Below are 16186 nucleotides of genomic sequence, written 5' to 3'. Positions count from 1 at the left end.
TTAACACCTTATCCGGTGTGCCATGCCGTCGGAAGCTGCCGCAGCCCGGCCGCGGCATTCATCGCCGATCGAAGGAAACATCCCCATGTCCACACCTGCCACGAGCGCCGTCCCCGCGCTGACCACGCCGATCATCAGCGTCAAGCCGGTCGTCCTGTCCGCACCGCAGCGCGGCGACGACCTCCAGGTGCGCGTGTCGGCGCCCGCCGTCGGCGCGGACCTCCCGGTCATCGTGCTCGCGCACGGCTTCGGCGAGTCGATGTCCGGGTACGACCCGCTGGTCGATTTCTGGGCAGGCAACGGGTTCGTCGTCCTGCAGCCCACGTTCCTCGACTCACGCACCCTCGGCCTCACCCCCGCCGACCCGCGGTATTCGGAGATCTGGCGCATCCGAGTCCAGGACGTCGGGCGCGTGCTCGATGAACTCGATCATGTCGTCGCCGCTGTGCCAGGTCTCGGCGATCGCATCGACCGCGAGCGCATCGCGGTCGCCGGACACTCCTGGGGTGGACAGACCGTCGGCATGCTGCTCGGCGCACGCGTTGTCGGCGCGGATGGACAACCTGGCCCCGACCTGACCGACAACCGCGTCAAAGCCGGTGTGCTGCTTGCTACGACCGGCCTGGCCGGCGACGACTTGACGCCGTTCGCCGCGCAGAACTTCCCCTTCATGCACCCAGACTTCGACGCACTGACCACGCCGACCCTCGTGATCGCGGGCGACAACGACCAATCCCACCTCTCGACCCGCGGCCCCGACTGGTTCACCGACGTGTACACCTACAGCCCTGGCGCGCAGAGCCTGCTCACTGTGTTCGGTGGCGACCACTCGCTCGGCGGAGTCCACGCCTACAACGCCAAGGACACCACCGACGAAAGCCCCGAGCGCGTCGCGCTGATTCGCACGGCGTCCTGGGCCTACCTCCGCAGTGCCCTCGGCATCGATGACACCGCGTGGAAGCAGGTGCAGTCCGATCTAGCGGCGGCCGCCGACCCGATCGGAAAGATCGACAACAAGTAAGACGTCACCGAGTTATCGCGAAACTTCCAAGGGACTCTCGACACCAAGGTTCATGACACGAAACGCGGTGTTCCCGCCCGAGCCCCTGACACGATCTGCACGATTGCCAGCACCACCAACAACACCAGCACAGCGGTCCAGGCATGGGTCAGATCGTGCAGCGCACCGGCCAGCACCGGACCGACCGCACACAGCGCGAACCCGGCGATCTGGCTCATCGCAGTCAGCTTCGCCGTCGTCTGCGCATCACGCGACCGCAGCAGCGGCAGCGAATACCCGATCGCGGTGCCCGCGCCCAACCCCGCGCCGAGCAGAACCATCCACACGATCGCCCCGCCGGTCGGCGAAATCAACAGTCCGACAAAGGAGATGGCCAACACCACCCCCGTCGACGTCGCAGCCCAGACCTGTCGTTCGCTCCGGTTCACCACAATGGACATGGCGAGCGCCGAGGGAACGGCAACCAAATTGGCCACCGAGAGCATGCCGCCCGCCCACGAAGCGTCCATGCCCGCATCCACGAGAATCGTTGGTAGCCAAGCGGATACGGTGTAGAACAGCAACGCGGGCATAGCGAAGAAGATCGTCACCGCCCAGGCCAGCGGCTGCAACCACAGGCTACGCGGCGCGCCCTCGGGCGCAGGACCGGCGCCGACGTCGCTGCGGACGCGCAACTGCGGCAGCCATACCAACCAGGCGACGACAACCGGCACCGCCCACAAACCCAGCGTCGCACGCCAGCCGAGGCCGGTGACGTCCTGTAGCGGCAGCGTGATTCCGGAGGCCGCGGCCGCCCCGGTGTACAGGGACATGGTGTAGAGCCCGGTCAGCAGTCCGACATGCCCCGGGTGATCGCGCTTGATCGCGGCCGGAACCAGCACGTTGCCCACGGTGATGGCCAGACCGATGATCGCGGTCCCCGCGAACAGCGCCACCACGCCGGGCAGCAGCCGAATCCCGAAGCCCGCCAGCAATACCAGCAGCGCGAAGCCGATCGTGCGGTTGAGCCCCAGCTCGCGCCCGATCCGTGGCGTGAGGCCGGAAAAGCCCACCCAGCAGGCGATCGGCACCGCCACCAGCAGGCTGGCCACGGTGCTGTTGAAGCCCTCCTGCTGCTGCACCTGCGGCATCAGCGTCGCGATCGCCGTGATGGGCGGCCGCAGATTCAGCGCGACCAGCGAGACGCCGACCGCCACCAACCAGATCGGCACCGCCACGGCGGATGTGGCCGCGAGCGCCGTTGTGTCATCCTCTGATTCGGCCCTCACTGTCCCTCGATCGTCACCGTGGACCAGTCGAACGTGAGTTCCTCGAGAATGTCCAGCTCGCTGCAGAACTTGTGCAGCCCACTGAAATTGGACAGCAACCGCTTGGTCGACGTGTCGTGCTCGACCTCCCGCAGCATCTCGTGCCCGCCCTCGACGCCGACCAGATCGACGATGCGATGCCAGGTGGGGAAGTTGTTCGCGGCGAACGCCTCCAGCCCGTCGACCATCGCCTCGCGGAACAGAGCGCGTTGCGCCGGACCGAGCCGGTGGTAGACGGCCTTGGCCACCTCGTCGGCGATCGAGGAGTGGCAGTACTCGTCACGGTTGTGCATGGTCGCGGTGACCTTGTTGATCGGCTGGATCTCGTCGTCCTCGGCGATCAGATCGAGGTAGGAGTTGATCGAGATCTCGGCGACCGTGGCGAAGGCGAGGGCGCTGAGATCGCGCTGCCAGCCCTGCTCGCTCCTGGCCATGCGCTGGCGGAGCCGAGCGGCCTTGTGCCCGAGCGGTAGTGCCGTCTCGGGCATCCGCCAGCCGCGGCGGCGCCGCATCACCGAACTGGCATTGAGGTGCATGAGGGTGTGGTACTGCTCGTCGAGCATCGCCTGCGTCATGGCGGTGGTGAGCATGTCCATGTCGAGGCCGGTGTCGAAGGTGTCCTCGATGACCAGGGCGAAGGTCGGATTCACCACGTGCTGTTCGGTGTCCATGATGTGTTTGTTGAAAGCCACCCAGCCCCAGCCGAGCATGCGCGCCTTGATGCCGGGGTCCAGCGCACGGTAGGTCGGATGCTCCCGGAACGGGACGAGACCCTCCGGATAGTCGGGTCGGGCCGGTTCGAACAGCTCATCGAGGTCGGGCTCGGGGCGCTTCACCATCGCGCGCCGATGCCAGATGCCGGTGAGCCTGCTGATCACCGCGTTCTCGACCGGGTCGTCGGGGTCGTGCTCCGGTAGCGACGGCGTGGCAGGACCGCCTCCGGGATATTGCGGCACAGTCACGGCTATCCCTCCATTTCTCTGCGGCCACCCGCATCCGGGTGGTCAGCGGTGATCGCGTCGGCGAGGTCTTCGACGCTGGCGGCGAGCACCGCGCTCGACGAAATCTCGGTTCCCCACCGTTGTTCCAGCCTGGCACGGATCTCGACGGCGGCCAGCGAGTCACATCCGACGTCGCGCAATGGACGTCGGCGTGGAATCCGTTGCGCCGGAAGGCCGAGTACCGCACCGAGTTCGGCGGTCAGCCTGTCCAGCAGGCCGCCACCGGCGGGGATCTCCGGTGCCGAGGGGGGAGGCGGCGAGTAGACCGGTGGGTCAGCCACCGACTCGGCAGGCGTGAACCAGGTACGCCGCCGCTGCCACGGGTAGGTGGGCATCTCGTCCGGAATGCTGAACGTCGGATAGATCCCGGTCCAGTCCGGATCGACACCGGCGGTGTAGAGGCGGGCGGCGATCTCCGCGAGGCGGGCGGTTTCGGAGGTCTCCCTGCGTAATCCGGCCACTGCCGTACCGGAGGCACTGTCGCCGAGGCATTGCTCGATGGCCTGCACCAGCACCGAATGCGGGCTGATCTCGAGGAAAACTGTTGGCCCCAGGGCGTTTTCGGCGGTGATCGCGTCGGCGAACCGAACGGTGGACCGCAGGTTGTCGGCCCAGTACCGTGCGTCGAGATCCGGGCCGGTCATGCGTTCACCGGTGACGGTGGACCGCAACGGCACGGTCACCGGTTCGGCCCGCAGCCCGGCTAACGCGGTGATCAACTGCGGTTGCAGCGGATCCATGAACCGGCTGTGCGAGGCGAAGTTGATCCGTACCCGCCCGGCGCGCACCCCGGTGTCCCGCAGATCGGCGAGTAACCCGTCCAGCGCATCGCTTTCGCCGGACAGGACGGTCAGCCGTGGGCTGTTGCGCGCGGCCACCACGAGCCGATCGCCGTAACGAGCGGACGCCGCCTCCGCCTCGTCGGCCGGCAGTGCCACGGCGACCATGCCACCCAGGCCGTCCGCCTGCGACGTGAGTTCGCCTCGGCGACAGATGAGTTCGGCGGCGACAGGCAGATCGATGGCCCCGGCAACCGTGGCGGCGGCCACTTCGCCGAAGCTGTGACCGATGACCACATCAGGTGCGATGCCCCAGGAGCGCCAATGCTGCGCCAAGGCGACCTGCATGGCCCACACGGCCGGTTGGATCACGGCGGTCTTCGCCAGCTCCGCTCCGTCGTCGTCGGCGAGCACTTTCAACAGTGACCAACCGGCCGCGGATTGGATTGCGGCGTCGCAGTTTTCGACTGTGGTGCGGAAGGCAGCCGAGGTGTTCAGCAGTTCGCAGCCCATGCCGACCCACTGGCTGCCGTGTCCAGGAAAGACGAAGGCGACACGGACTCCACCGGTTGGCCGCTGCGTGACCTCATCGGGCAGCTGGGCTCGTAACGCCTCGGCCAGCCCGTCGCCGTCCGGCGCGGCCACCGCAGACCGCCATTCGTGATGAGCCCGGCCACGCGCGGCGACGGCACATACCTGTCGCGCAGTGACCGGATCCGCACCGTCGAGCCGGTCCGCGTAGGCGGCCGTAAGCACCTGCGCCGCAGCACGATCGCGCGCAGACAGGGGCAGCACCAAGGGCTGCGGCTCATCGTCGTCGTCCGGTATCGAATCGACAGGCGGCGCGGTGAGCACGACGTGCACGTTGGTTCCGGACAGGCCGAACGACGTGACACCGGCGACCGGAGCCGAATCCTCGGGCCACGCAACAGGTTCGGTCGGCATCCGCAGCGGCGTGTCCGGCTCCAGTAGCACCGGATGCGGCTCGGTAAGCAATGGATTCGCCGGAATCAGCCGATGATGCAGGCTCAGCACCGTTTTGATGAACCCCGAGATGCCGGCCGCCCCCTCGGGGTGGCCGATATTGGTCTTCCCCGAGCCGACCAGGCAGGGCCGCTCCGCTGGCCGCGTTCCGGCGAATACGCGCGACAGCGCCCGCAACTCGATGGCGTCACCGGTATTGGTGCCGGTGCCATGGGCTTCCACATAATCCACCGCAGCGGGATCGATGCCCGCCCGGTCCAGTGCGTCGCGCAGCAGCCGTTCCTGCGCCTCCTGGGCCGGGGCGACCAGCGAACCACCGCCGCTGCCATCGTTATTGCTCGCACTGCCCGCGATCACCGCATAGACGCGATCCCCGTCGGCGCGGGCCTGCGCCAGCGGTTTGAGCACCACCACGCCGACGCCCTCGGAACGGACGAAGCCGTCACCGGCGGCGTCGCCGAACCGGCAGCGGCCCCGCCGCGACATCAACCCGACCTGCTCGTAGATGGCGGCCAGCTCGGGCAGCAGCACCAGATTCGCCCCGGCCGCCAGCGCCAGGTCCGAATCGCCGAGTTGCAAGCTCTGCCAGGCCAAATGCACCGCGGTGAGCGATGACGAGCACGCCGTGTCGACCGAGACGCTCGGGCCACGCAGATCCAGCGCGAACGAGATGCGGCCGGACAGGAATGAGGACAGCCCGCCGCCGGTCAGTGCGTGCAGGTCGAGCGAACTCTGCCGAGCCTGCAATTCCCAGTAGTCCCGGCCCATCTGCCCGACGAACACACCGGTGCGCGTGCCCGCCAGCGCGGTCGGCGGAATCCCGGCGTCCTCCAAGGCTTCCCAGGCCACCTCCAGCAGCAGTCGTTGCTGCGGGTCCATCCGGTCGGCCTCTCGGGGGGAGATACCGAAGAAGGCGGCATCGAAACCCTCGACGTCGTCGAGGAATCCACCGAAGCGGCGGAATCCGGACGGCACCGCGGGCAGCCGGCCGAACACGGCGGGATGCTCGGTGCGCCGATCCGGCACCTCGGTCACCGCGTCCACGCCGTCGACCAGCAACCGCCACAGTGCTTGCGGGTCATCGGCTCCCGGTAAACGGCAGCCGATCCCTACGACGGCTACCGGTTCGATGCGCCCGCGTCGGGCGGGCTCCGGGACGCCGGCCGACCGTGGCCGGTCGACCGGCGGCAGGACGCGGCGCAACTCGGCAGTGATCATCCTGGTCAACTCGCGGCGATGGGTCCGGACGAAGAAGTGGCCGCCCGGCAATACGCGCGTTCGCACGGTCTCGTCGGCGAGTTCACCCCATGCGTCGGCATCGTCCGGTGCGGCCATAGTGTCGTCCCGGCCGCTGAACACCACGACCGGACACTCCACCGGCGCGGCGGACCGATGCTGGTAGGTGGAGAACATCGTGACATCCGCGCGCAACGCAGGCAGCGCCGCGCGCAGCAGATCGCGCTCATCGCGCAATTCCGCTGGGGTGCCGCCCATCTCGAAGATCCGGTCGAGCAGCTCGTCGTCGGGCAGTTCGTGCATGGGGTCCGGCGTGAGCCGGTGCGGTGCCGCCAGACCTGCTACCAGCAGCGCGACCGGGGCGGGTGCGCCGTCGCGGTGCAGCCGCAGCGCCACCCGATATGCCAGCAGGCCGCCCAGGCTGTGCCCGAACAGCGCGAAGGGCGCGTCGAGATGTGGACGGAGCGCGTCGACCACCGCGTCGGTCAACGCGTCCAGATCGGCCAGCGGCGGCTCGTCCGCGCGTTCCTCCCGTCCGGGCAGCAGCACCGGTAGCACGTCCACCCAACCCGGCAGCTCCTGTTGCCAGCCACGGAAAACCGATGCGCCGCCGCCGGAGTGCGGGAAGCAGAACAGCCGCACCCGCGCCGAGCGGCGGGGCGGCCGCGACAGGAACGCGCTCATTTCGCCCGCCCCCGGCCGCCCAGCGAGCCCGCGATGATCAGCTTCTGCACCTCGGAGGTGCCCTCGTAGATGCGCAGCGACCGAATCTGCCGGTACAGCCGCTCCGGCACGCTGTCGGCGACCAGTCCCGCGGCACCGAAGACCTGCACGCAGGCGTCCACGATGTGTTGCGCGTGTTCGGTGGCGTACAGCTTGGCGATGCTGGAGTGTTTCGCCGCCGCCGGATCGCCGCGGTCGGCCTCCCATGCGGCGCGGGCCACCAGCAAGGCCGCGGCGTTCAACTCCACCTCGATCTCCGCGAACGTCGCCTTCACGAGTTGCAGGTCGAACTGCCGAGCGCCGTACATCGACCGGTTCTTCGCGTGGGTCAGCGCGGCGTCGGTGGCCCGGCGCGCGAACCCGATCGCCGCGGCGCCCACGGTCATCCGAAACCGTTCGAGTACTTCCATCGCGATCACGAAACCGCCGCCCGGCCTGCCGAGCACGGTGTCTTGCGGCAGGTGGCAGTCCACGAACTCGAGATCGGCGAAGGAACGGGGGGCGATCAGCGGAACCCGTTGCCCCACCGTCAGTCCCGGGGTGTTCGCAGGCACCAGGAACGCCGTCAAGCCCAGTGCGCCTGGGCCCTCGCCGGTCCGCGCGATGACGCAGAACAGATCCGCGATACCACCATTGGCGATCCAAGCCTTCTTGCCGTTCAGCACATAACCATCGCGCACCCGCTCGGCCTTCAGGCCGATCGCCGCGACGTCCGAACCGACCTCCGGTTCGGAGATAGCGAACGCGCCGCACAGGGTGCCCTTCGCCATCGGCGCCAGATAACGCCGCTGCTGTTCTTCGGTGCCGTGCCGCACGATCGGCGTCGCGGCCAGGGCCTGGATCGAGAAGGCGAAGTCGGCGAGATCGTCGGCGTAGGCCAGCGCCTCGCGCAGCAGGCACAGCGAGCGGCAGTCGCCTGCCGCCGAGCCTTCCGGTCCCGCAGCGGGATCCAGCGCCTCCAGCCAGCCGTGTTCACCCAGCGCCCGAAGGATTCTCAGCCCGGTCGCATCAGGGTCGGCCGGGTCGTCCCACAACTCACTGTGCTCGGCGCACCAGCTCTCGATCTGCCTCGCGCGCTGCACATGTCGCGGCTCGTAGAAGGGGAGGGCGAGGATGCCCGCATCGAAGCTCATCGTTGCTCCTAGGACAGCGTGAAGATTTCGGTGGCGTTCACCGCGGGGTCACCCGGCCGCAGATGCAGGCGACCGCGACCCGGACACAGCACGACGGCGGCGACGGTGCGTTCGCGACGAATGTCACCGTTGTCCGTGACGTTGATCGGCGGTGCGGACAGCACGGCGAAATGGTCTTCCGGATCGGCGGGCACGGTGGCGAGCCGGGTCCGGCACTGCTCGAGCCTGCGGACCGACGAATTGCGGGCGAACACGTTGATCTCGTCCCGGGGCGCGAGGTCGGGATGCAGGAAATGATTGGTGTGCGCGGTATTCAGGCCGTAATCGACCCGGAAATCCGAGTCGAGCACCTCGACATAGGCGGCAGTGTCCTTGTCGCACAATACGATGTTGCGCGAACTCGCCAGCGGCAGCTTCCGCAATACGCGCACCGCTTCCTCGACGGAGCCCGCGTTGTCGAGCAGATGCCGGATGGCGAGGTAGGGCGGCACACCCGGATGCCACGTGCCACCGAGCACGAGATTCAACCCGACCGCAAGCCCGTCGCTGTTGAGACCGAGGTAGCCGAGCAGGCCGCCGAAGCTGAGCACGAGGACGCGCCGGGATGTCCCGGCCCGCGCGATCTCCAACACACTGATCTGATCGTCCAGATTGCCGTTGAGATCGACGGTCTGCGCCAGCACGGGTTCGGCACCGGCCAGCGCGTAGGTGGTGCAGTCCCCGGCGGTCGGAATCTTCTGGTACCCGAGAATTTCCCGGCGTAGTTGCAGCAACGCCGCCTCGTACGGGTCGATGTCCGCGCCGGCGGCGAGCCCGCGGATCTCCTCGGCCAGATCCGGTGTCGCAGCGGAGATCTCGGCCAGGTAGGCGTCGATCGTCGGCCGTAACTCCCGCAGCGACACCGGCTCGGGCAGGATCCGGTTCAGCCGGCACAATCCGTCGTCCAGGAAGGCCCGCAGGTCGGCGGCTCTGGCCTGGCCGTGTTGATAGCCGAGGGCGAAGGAATCACCCTCGGCTCGGACGAACGGAGTCCGCAGGACCGCGCTCATTCGACGGCGCCCGCCAATTGCACCTTCGGATATGCCGCCAGTTTGCTTTTGACGCCGGGCCATTCGCCACGCAGCACGCTGTAGAAGATGGCGTCTCGGCGCCGACCCCCGGGCATCGGATTGAAGCTGCGCAGGACGCCCTCCTCGACAGCTCCGATATTGCGCAGACCTCGGCGGGCCTGCTCATTGAGTACGTCGGTCTTGAACTCCACCCGTTCCGCGCCGAGTCGCTCGAAGGCGTGTTCCAGGAGCAGGTACTTCGCCCACCGGTTGAGCCCGCTGCCGCGGAAGTCCCGGCCGAGCCAGGACCAGCCGATCTCGAGCCTGCCGTCCCGCTCGGCCATGTTCCCGTAGCTCATGCTGCCCGCGGCCCGGCCGCTGGCCTTGTCCATGATGTAGAAGACCACTCGGCGCCCGGCCAGCTGATCGTCCAGTGCCGCATCGAAGAACGCGTCGAAGTCGGCTTCGGTCTCCACCAGCGAGACGAAGTACCGCCAGATATCCGGATCGAGCGCGATCGCGCACAAAGCCGCCCGGTCCGTCGGCTCGATCGGCCGGAGCAGGACGTGGTCGTTCTCCAGCCGCGCGGGCGCCAGCTCAGCCCATCCCATGTCAGACCGCACTTTCGGAGTGCCGGGACAGCGCGGCCGTCACATCGCGCAGGGTGCGCATGGCGGCCACGTCCTCCTCGGTGAAGCTCGCCAGCGAGATGCCCGTGTCGTCGCAGACCGCGGTCAGGAACAGGACCTTGTTCAGCGAGGTGAGCCCGTAGTCGTCGACCATGTCGAGATCCGGATCGAGTGCACCGGGTGCGTTGTTCGACGCGATCACCTTCCGGAAGTTGTCGTGCACGGCCTTTTCCAGATCAGGCATGTGTTCGTCCTTTCTCGCCGATTTCCCGTCGATACTGCTCGAGGATCTGCCGACGCTTCGGTTTGTATTGCGAACTGAGCAGTCCGTTTTCGATGCTGAACCGAGGTTGCGCGATCACCACTCTGGCGATGCGCTCATCGCGTTCGAGCTCCTGGTTGGTGCGCTCGAGGTGTTCGGCGATCGCCGCGTCATCGGCGGGTTCGCTGGTCGGCGAGACGACCGCGACGAGCTGGGTCTGCGCCGGGCAGAACAGCACGCAGTGCTCGATCGCCGGACTCGCGGCCATGCGTTCTTCGATCGGCCGGACGATGATCTTCTTCCCGTTCGCCAGCACGATCACGTCGTCGGCGCGCCCCTGGATATACAGAAAGCCGTCCTCGTCCAGGTAGCCGATATCGCCGGTCCGGACCGTGCCATCCGCGGCGAACGCGCCCATCGAATGCGCGGTCGCGCCGTACTCGTACCGCCGCGCCACCGGAAAGTCGCTGCGCACACTGATGACACCGTCGGCGTCGAACAGCACCTCCTTGCCGGGCACGACGCGTCCGACGCTGCCTTCCTTGCTCGCGCCCGGATAGTTCTTGGCGACGATGCAGGTCTCGTTCATGCCGTAGCCCTCGTAGATGGGCAGGCTCAGGTTCGTGAAGAACCGCAGCATGTCCGGGCCGGCCGGTGCGGAACCGGTCCACAGGTAGCGGATTCGGTCGCCGAACATCTCCTTGGCCGCGACCTGCGGATCGCTCTGGGCCGCCAGATGCCGTTTCACGGTCTCGTAGAAGCCCGGCACGCCCATCACGACGGTGGGCCGCACCTGCCGCATCGCCGTGAAAGCGGCTTCATAGGTGCTCACCGTGACGTCGTGGCCGAAACACAGCGCCGAATAGATCCAGTACCGCTGCTGCAACAGGGCCAGCGGCAGAAAGCAGAACAGGTGGTCGCCGGGGCCGTGCGCGAACATGGCCTGGACGGCGCGCAGTGAGCTGTCGATGCTGCCGACGCTGGCCGCCAAGCCTTTCGGCACGCCGGTGCTGCCCGAGGTGAACTTGAGGGTCGTCGCCTCCGCGCTGTCGTACCGGACCTCGGGCCGGGGGTCGGCCGGTTGTTCGGCGAGCACGCGAGCCTCGCTGATCGGCCGGACACCGGCGGCGGTGGACGGCTGATCGGTGAACAGCAGCTTCAGGTCGTAGCGGGCGAGCAGCGCCTCGTCGGGCTCGAACTTGCCGGGCTCCAGCCCCGCGGTCACCGCTTTGCACCGCAGCGCGGCGAGATCGAGCAGCACCCACTCCAGACAGTTCGCGGCGAGGATGCCGATCCGATCCCCTTGTGCCACACCCAATTCGCGGAGCCGAACCGCCAGGCGTTCGGCACCGGCCGCCAGCTCGCGTAGTTCGATCGTTTCCGTCTTACCCAACCGCGCGAAGGTCGCGTGGTAGCCGACCGGGGGCGGCGTCGTGACGATCTGGTTGATCACCGAATCCATCAAGCGCTCCCCACCCCGACCGGCTCCGCCGCCTCGACCGCTGGTTCGGCGAAGAACTCGCCCACCAGGTCCACCCGGGTTCCGGCCGGCACGAGTTCCACGGTGTGCGGCCATTCGTTCGGACGCTCCTCGCCGAGGGCCGCGCCGAGCCGACCGGCGAACCGGGGCAGCACCGGTGTGGCGCAGTGGGCAAGCAACCGCGCCGCGGCGAGTTCCAGCGCCACCGCGGTACGGGCCTCGTCATACCAGTCCTCAGCCGTCGCCACGGCGCTTTCCTGATCGACGAATCGGCGTGTGTCGGTGACGATTCCGTGCAGCTCCGCAGCCGCGACCTCCAGCGAGAACCCGTCCGGCCCGAGGGCGGCGGTAACGGCGGACAGTCGCGCGCCCAGGCGACCGAGAAATGCCGTGTGCTCCGGGGTCCAGATGCCGGCGTCCGGGGCGTGGCCGCCGTATCGCGTCTGGATGCGGCGGCCCAGGTCGTTGAGCCACTGCTGCCAGGTGCCGATCAGTTCGTCGCGTACTGCGGCCGTATAGCTTTCGTGAGTGAAGTTGGTGCGCCTCGACTCCGGCCGCGTCCGGGACAGGAAATAGCGCACCCCGTCCACGCTGTCCGGCGACAGGATTTCCTTGCCCCAGACGGCATGCCGTCGGCTGGTGGAGAATTTGCCGCCGTCCAGGAGATAGAACTCGTTGACGTGGTAGTCGATGTCCGGCTGCCAGTCGGGGAAGGCCAGCCGGTACAGCACCGGATACAGGATCGAGTGGTAGAAGCTGTTGTCGTAGCCGAAGAAATGCACGATCTTCCAGTCCTGCTCGGGCTCGTCCGCCCGCCAGTCGCGGCCGAGGCGACGGCCCAGCGCCGAAATGCTGTGCAGGAAGCCGTAAGACATCTCCGGCCAGACCCAGATGACCTGTCCGTCCACGTCGGGCTCGGCGGGCGGCACACCCCAGTTCGCGGGATGGGTCATCGCCACGTCGAGTCGAGGGCGGGCGAACAATCGTCCGGCCAGTTCGCGCAGCCGCGCCGGAACGCGGCCCAGCCGGTGATGTGCCGCGAGTTCGGTGGCGAACTCGTGCAACGGGAGGGTGAACCTGGTGATCGTATCGATGCGCGGGGGCTCCTGCGAGAGCTTCGACTGCGGATCGGCCAGGTCGACACAGGAATTGGGCTCGCCGCAGCCCTCGCAGATATTTCCGCCGGTTACGGCGCCACAGCCGGGGCAGCCGCCCGTCACGTCGGCCTCGTACAGGTAGTCGTGCGTCGCGGCATCGAAGAGCGCTTTACCTTCTTGCGGCGCAACGGATCCCGACTTCACGAGGCGGGAGAAGTACGCCTGCAATCCGGCGCGGTAGGTGGGTTCGGTATCGGTCACCGTGTATTGGTCGGGCTCGATGTCCATCAGCCGCAGCGTTTCGGCGATCTCGGCGCTGTAATACGCCGCCGTCGCGGCGGGGTCCTTGCCCTCGCGCCTGGCCCGTTCGACCACGTAGCTCTGATAGTCGTCGCTGCCGGTGAGGTGCCAGGCCTGCGCACCGTTCATCCGCTGGAACCGGACGAAAACATCCGCCCCCAGATACGGGCCGGACAGATGCCCGAGATGCAGGTCCCCATTGGGAGTCGGCGGCGTGGAGAATACGAAGATCGGCCGCTCGCCGAAACGCCGCCGGTCGCTGCGTCCGGTCGACGCGCGGGCGGCTCGGCTCGGATCGCGCCAGTACAGGTCGAAGAACACCAGCTCGGTGGACCCGGTGTTCTCGACCACGTGGGTCTCGAACGGATCGAACAGCACGGCCATGCCCGGGGCGACGGGATGCCGCCCGCCGTCCACGATGACGTCGCCGTGGCCGCTGACCACCAGGAACAGCTCGGTCTCGTCGTGCTGGTGCGGATCGGACCGGCCACCGGGCGGGACCCGGGCCCAACCGGCGCCGAAGCCGAAGCCGTCGATCGAACTCATGTCGATGCCGAATGCGGAGTGCAGTTCGGCCGTGTCGAAACGATTGATGATCACGCGGGACTCATCTCCTTCGGTGGCTGACTTGCCGCCCCGTCCAGTTGCAGCAGGCCGACGGCCTCGGCCGCGATCGCCGGGGCGAGCCGGTAGCCCGAACCGTTCGCGGCACCGGCGAAGATCACCCGTCCGGCCGGATCGAGCGCGCGCACCTGTGGCTCCCGATCGGCGCTGTAGGCGTCGCAGAACACGCGACCGCCTGCGGCGCGTTCGGCGAGTGCGGGTGCGTACCGGTGCAGCAGGGGCAGGGCCGCGGCGAGAACGCTCTCGTCGAGCCCGTCGGACACGGTGTCGGGGTCGACGTCCCACTCCTGGTGGGTGTAGCTGAACAACCAGTGCCTGCTGTGGCGCAGCGGCAGTAGGAAGGCGTCCTCGTCCTGGAACACGATGACGCCGTCGTCGCGTCTCGGCTCCTGCTCGATGTGGATCGCGACGACCTTCTTGACGCGCGCGTGCAGCGGGGCGACAAGGTCACGCCATGCCGGATCGGCCAGCCAGGGGCCGGGGGCCAGCACCACGCGTCCGGCCGTGCACGTCTTGCCGGTACTGAGCCGGATCAGCACCTCGGAGCCCGCGTCTTCGACGGCGGTGACTCGCACGCCTTCCCGGAAGGTGACGTGCGGACGCAGTTCGCGGGCCACCGCCTGAGCGACCGCGGGCACGTCGGCGTAGTGGCATCCGTTGCCGTGCCAGGCGCGGGCGCCCTGCGGCAACCGGACGTCGGCGGGCACCGTTTCCGTCGGTGTCAGCGCGGCACGGTCGAGATAGACCGCACCGAGCTGTGCGGCGGTCTCGGTCGCCACCACGGTCATGCCGAGCGAATGTATCGGCAGGGCAGGGTGTTTCGCGGCGAGGCCGGCGTAGAAATCATGGCTGTACGCGGTCATCTGCCGCACCCGTTCGGTTGCGCCGCGCGGAAAGTGCAGTCCTGCTGAGCGTCTGCTGGCTCCGGTGCCGATCCCGTCCCGGTCGAACACCACGACGGGAGTGTCCGGCGCGCGCGAAATCACCTCGCGCGCAACCAGGCAACCGACGATGCCCGCGCCCACGACGGCGACGGTGCTGTTCGTCATCGCTCTACGCTCCGGTCGTCGGGCGCTTTGGCCGACCATTCGAGAAACGAATCGTGCGGGTCGTCGGATCGCATGCCGCGCAGGCGATCGGCTATGCGTTTGCTGCGCCAGGCGACGAGGCTCAGATTGGCGTCGGCCAAGCCGCGCTGCCGTCGGGCACCGTTCTGCAGGAAGATGTTTCGGTCGGCGGGGCCGTCCCAGCACACGGCGAAATCCGAGTCGATTTTGTACTCGTCGCGGTCGCGCTCCAGGCGGTCCGCGACGGGGGACAGGAACTCCATGTCGTCGGCGTGGAAACCGGTTGCCCAGACGATCACATCTGCCTCGGCATGCTCGTGCACGCCCGGTTGGTCGTTGTGCGTGAAGGTGATGTCCCAGCCCGAGTCGGGATCGCCGGTCACGCCCAGCACATCGCGGTTCGGGTACAGGGCGACCAGATCGGTGGCGCCGTCGACGAAGTGGTGCAGGTAGATGCGCTGGTATATCTCGCGCAACGTCGCCTCGGAGATGCCGTCGCTGGTCAGCACATGGGCGGCGTTGAGCACGTCCCGGGACGCGCCGGGCAGGCCGGCGAAGTACTCCGAGTAGCCCGGCATGTAATAGTCGTTCGTGAACGGCGAGTCGTCCAACGGAAAGTAGTTGCGGCGCCGCGATATCCAGCCCACCCGGCGCGGCAGTTCGGTGCGCGGACGGGAGATCAGCTCGAGAAATGCCTCCGCGCCGGATTGGCCGCCGCCGATCACCCACACCCGTCGTCCCGCGAGTCCGACTGCCTTGTCGGCGAATTCGCTGATATGGAACTGGGTCGGCCCGAGCAGTTTTTCGGCCACCGGCGGAACATAAGGTTTGCGACCGACTCCGATAACGACGTTGTCGGCCTTCACCACACGGTTGCCGGTGCGTAGCAGGAAGACCTCATCGAATTCGATGGAACGGACCTCTTCGCCGAAGATCAGGTTCTCGTTCTTCGAGCTGACCCATTCGAGGTAGTTCCGGAATTCGCTGCGTGGTACCGCATCGAATTGCGCGTTGAGATAGTGGTAGACCCGGCCCTGAGCATGGAGATAGGACAGGAAAGAGAAGCGGTTCGTCGGGTCGGAGAGGCTGACCAGGTCCTTGAGCATGGAGACCTGGAGGGAGGTGTTGGGGAGGAGTTGCCCGTCGTGCCAACGGAAGTCGCGCCGCTTCTCGAAGAAACAGTTCGATACGTCCGGCTGTTCGTACAGTAATGAGGCCAGGCTCAAGTTTGCTGGTCCGATACCGATGCCCACACATCGGTAATGTTCACAATTGTCGGTGAGCGAGCTCCGGCTCATTACGCCTCCTGCCCCTCGGGGCCAGTCCCTCGGTGGGTATACCGAGGGAATCGTCGGTTGCGAATTCGCAATACTCGCCCCCGTGGGCGGCTTTGCTGCATGAATAGAACCCCCGTCGATCAGCTGGAGCCCTGTTTACCACTTCAGAATCCGCGGTAATATCCTCGAACTCAACGCTAGCGGGTGGGGGAGGCGT

General features: G+C 67.6%; 12 protein-coding genes. 1 reads left to right on the top strand and 11 read right to left on the bottom strand.

All coding sequences use genetic code 11. The features are described 5' to 3' along the window. Positions 1-85 precede the first annotated feature (85 nt). Complete coding sequence (locus DBO33_RS34375; RefSeq protein WP_107658755.1) at positions 86-1021, top strand: alpha/beta hydrolase family protein; 936 nt, start codon at positions 86-88, stop codon at positions 1019-1021. 50 nt (positions 1022-1071) lie between these two features. Here DBO33_RS34375 and DBO33_RS34370 read toward each other — a convergent pair whose 3' ends face one another. Genes DBO33_RS34370 through DBO33_RS34320 form a run of 11 tightly spaced genes read right to left on the bottom strand, consistent with a single transcriptional unit; the run spans position 1072 to position 15990 of the window. Beyond that, a complete protein-coding gene (locus DBO33_RS34370) occupies positions 1072-2289 on the bottom strand; it encodes a CynX/NimT family MFS transporter (protein ID WP_107658754.1) in 1218 nt (405 codons plus the stop codon). Then, complete coding sequence (locus DBO33_RS34365) at positions 2286-3290, bottom strand: AurF N-oxygenase family protein (RefSeq protein WP_234391204.1); 1005 nt, start codon at positions 3288-3290, stop codon at positions 2286-2288. The genes DBO33_RS34370 and DBO33_RS34365 overlap by 4 nt, the downstream gene beginning before the upstream one ends. A 2-nt stretch (positions 3291-3292) precedes the next feature. Continuing rightward, a complete protein-coding gene (locus DBO33_RS34360) occupies positions 3293-7012 on the bottom strand; it encodes a type I polyketide synthase (protein WP_107658752.1) in 3720 nt (1239 codons plus the stop codon). Further along, complete coding sequence (locus DBO33_RS34355; RefSeq protein ID WP_107658751.1) at positions 7009-8184, bottom strand: acyl-CoA dehydrogenase family protein; 1176 nt, start codon at positions 8182-8184, stop codon at positions 7009-7011. Before DBO33_RS34355 ends, DBO33_RS34360 begins: the two co-directional genes overlap by 4 nt. A gap of 8 nt (positions 8185-8192) precedes the next feature. Continuing rightward, a complete protein-coding gene (locus DBO33_RS34350; RefSeq protein WP_107658750.1) occupies positions 8193-9233 on the bottom strand; it encodes a C45 family autoproteolytic acyltransferase/hydolase in 1041 nt (346 codons plus the stop codon). Then, positions 9230-9844: a GNAT family N-acetyltransferase gene (locus DBO33_RS34345; RefSeq protein WP_107658749.1), complete on the bottom strand. Its 615-nt coding sequence runs from the start codon at positions 9842-9844 to the stop codon at positions 9230-9232. Before DBO33_RS34345 ends, DBO33_RS34350 begins: the two co-directional genes overlap by 4 nt. Before the next feature lies 1 nt (position 9845). Next, complete coding sequence (locus DBO33_RS34340; RefSeq protein WP_107658748.1) at positions 9846-10106, bottom strand: acyl carrier protein; 261 nt, start codon at positions 10104-10106, stop codon at positions 9846-9848. After that, positions 10099-11586: an AMP-binding protein gene (locus tag DBO33_RS34335; protein WP_107658747.1), complete on the bottom strand. Its 1488-nt coding sequence runs from the start codon at positions 11584-11586 to the stop codon at positions 10099-10101. Before DBO33_RS34335 ends, DBO33_RS34340 begins: the two co-directional genes overlap by 8 nt. Further along, positions 11586-13601: a class I tRNA ligase family protein gene (locus DBO33_RS34330; protein WP_199856842.1), complete on the bottom strand. Its 2016-nt coding sequence runs from the start codon at positions 13599-13601 to the stop codon at positions 11586-11588. The genes DBO33_RS34335 and DBO33_RS34330 overlap by 1 nt, the downstream gene beginning before the upstream one ends. Then, entirely contained in the window at positions 13598-14674 is a 1077-nt protein-coding gene (locus tag DBO33_RS34325; protein WP_107658746.1) for an NAD(P)/FAD-dependent oxidoreductase, read from the bottom strand. The genes DBO33_RS34330 and DBO33_RS34325 overlap by 4 nt, the downstream gene beginning before the upstream one ends. Beyond that, positions 14671-15990 carry a lysine N(6)-hydroxylase/L-ornithine N(5)-oxygenase family protein gene (locus tag DBO33_RS34320; protein WP_107658745.1) on the bottom strand — a complete coding sequence of 440 codons (1320 nt, stop codon included), beginning with the start codon at positions 15988-15990 and terminating at the stop codon, positions 14671-14673. The genes DBO33_RS34325 and DBO33_RS34320 overlap by 4 nt, the downstream gene beginning before the upstream one ends. Positions 15991-16186 lie beyond the last annotated feature (196 nt).

It is taken from the genome of Nocardia suismassiliense (assembly GCF_900269665.1).
In the GTDB taxonomy this organism is placed as follows: domain Bacteria; phylum Actinomycetota; class Actinomycetes; order Mycobacteriales; family Mycobacteriaceae; genus Nocardia; species Nocardia suismassiliense.
This window is presented reverse-complemented; position numbering and strand designations above follow the sequence as displayed.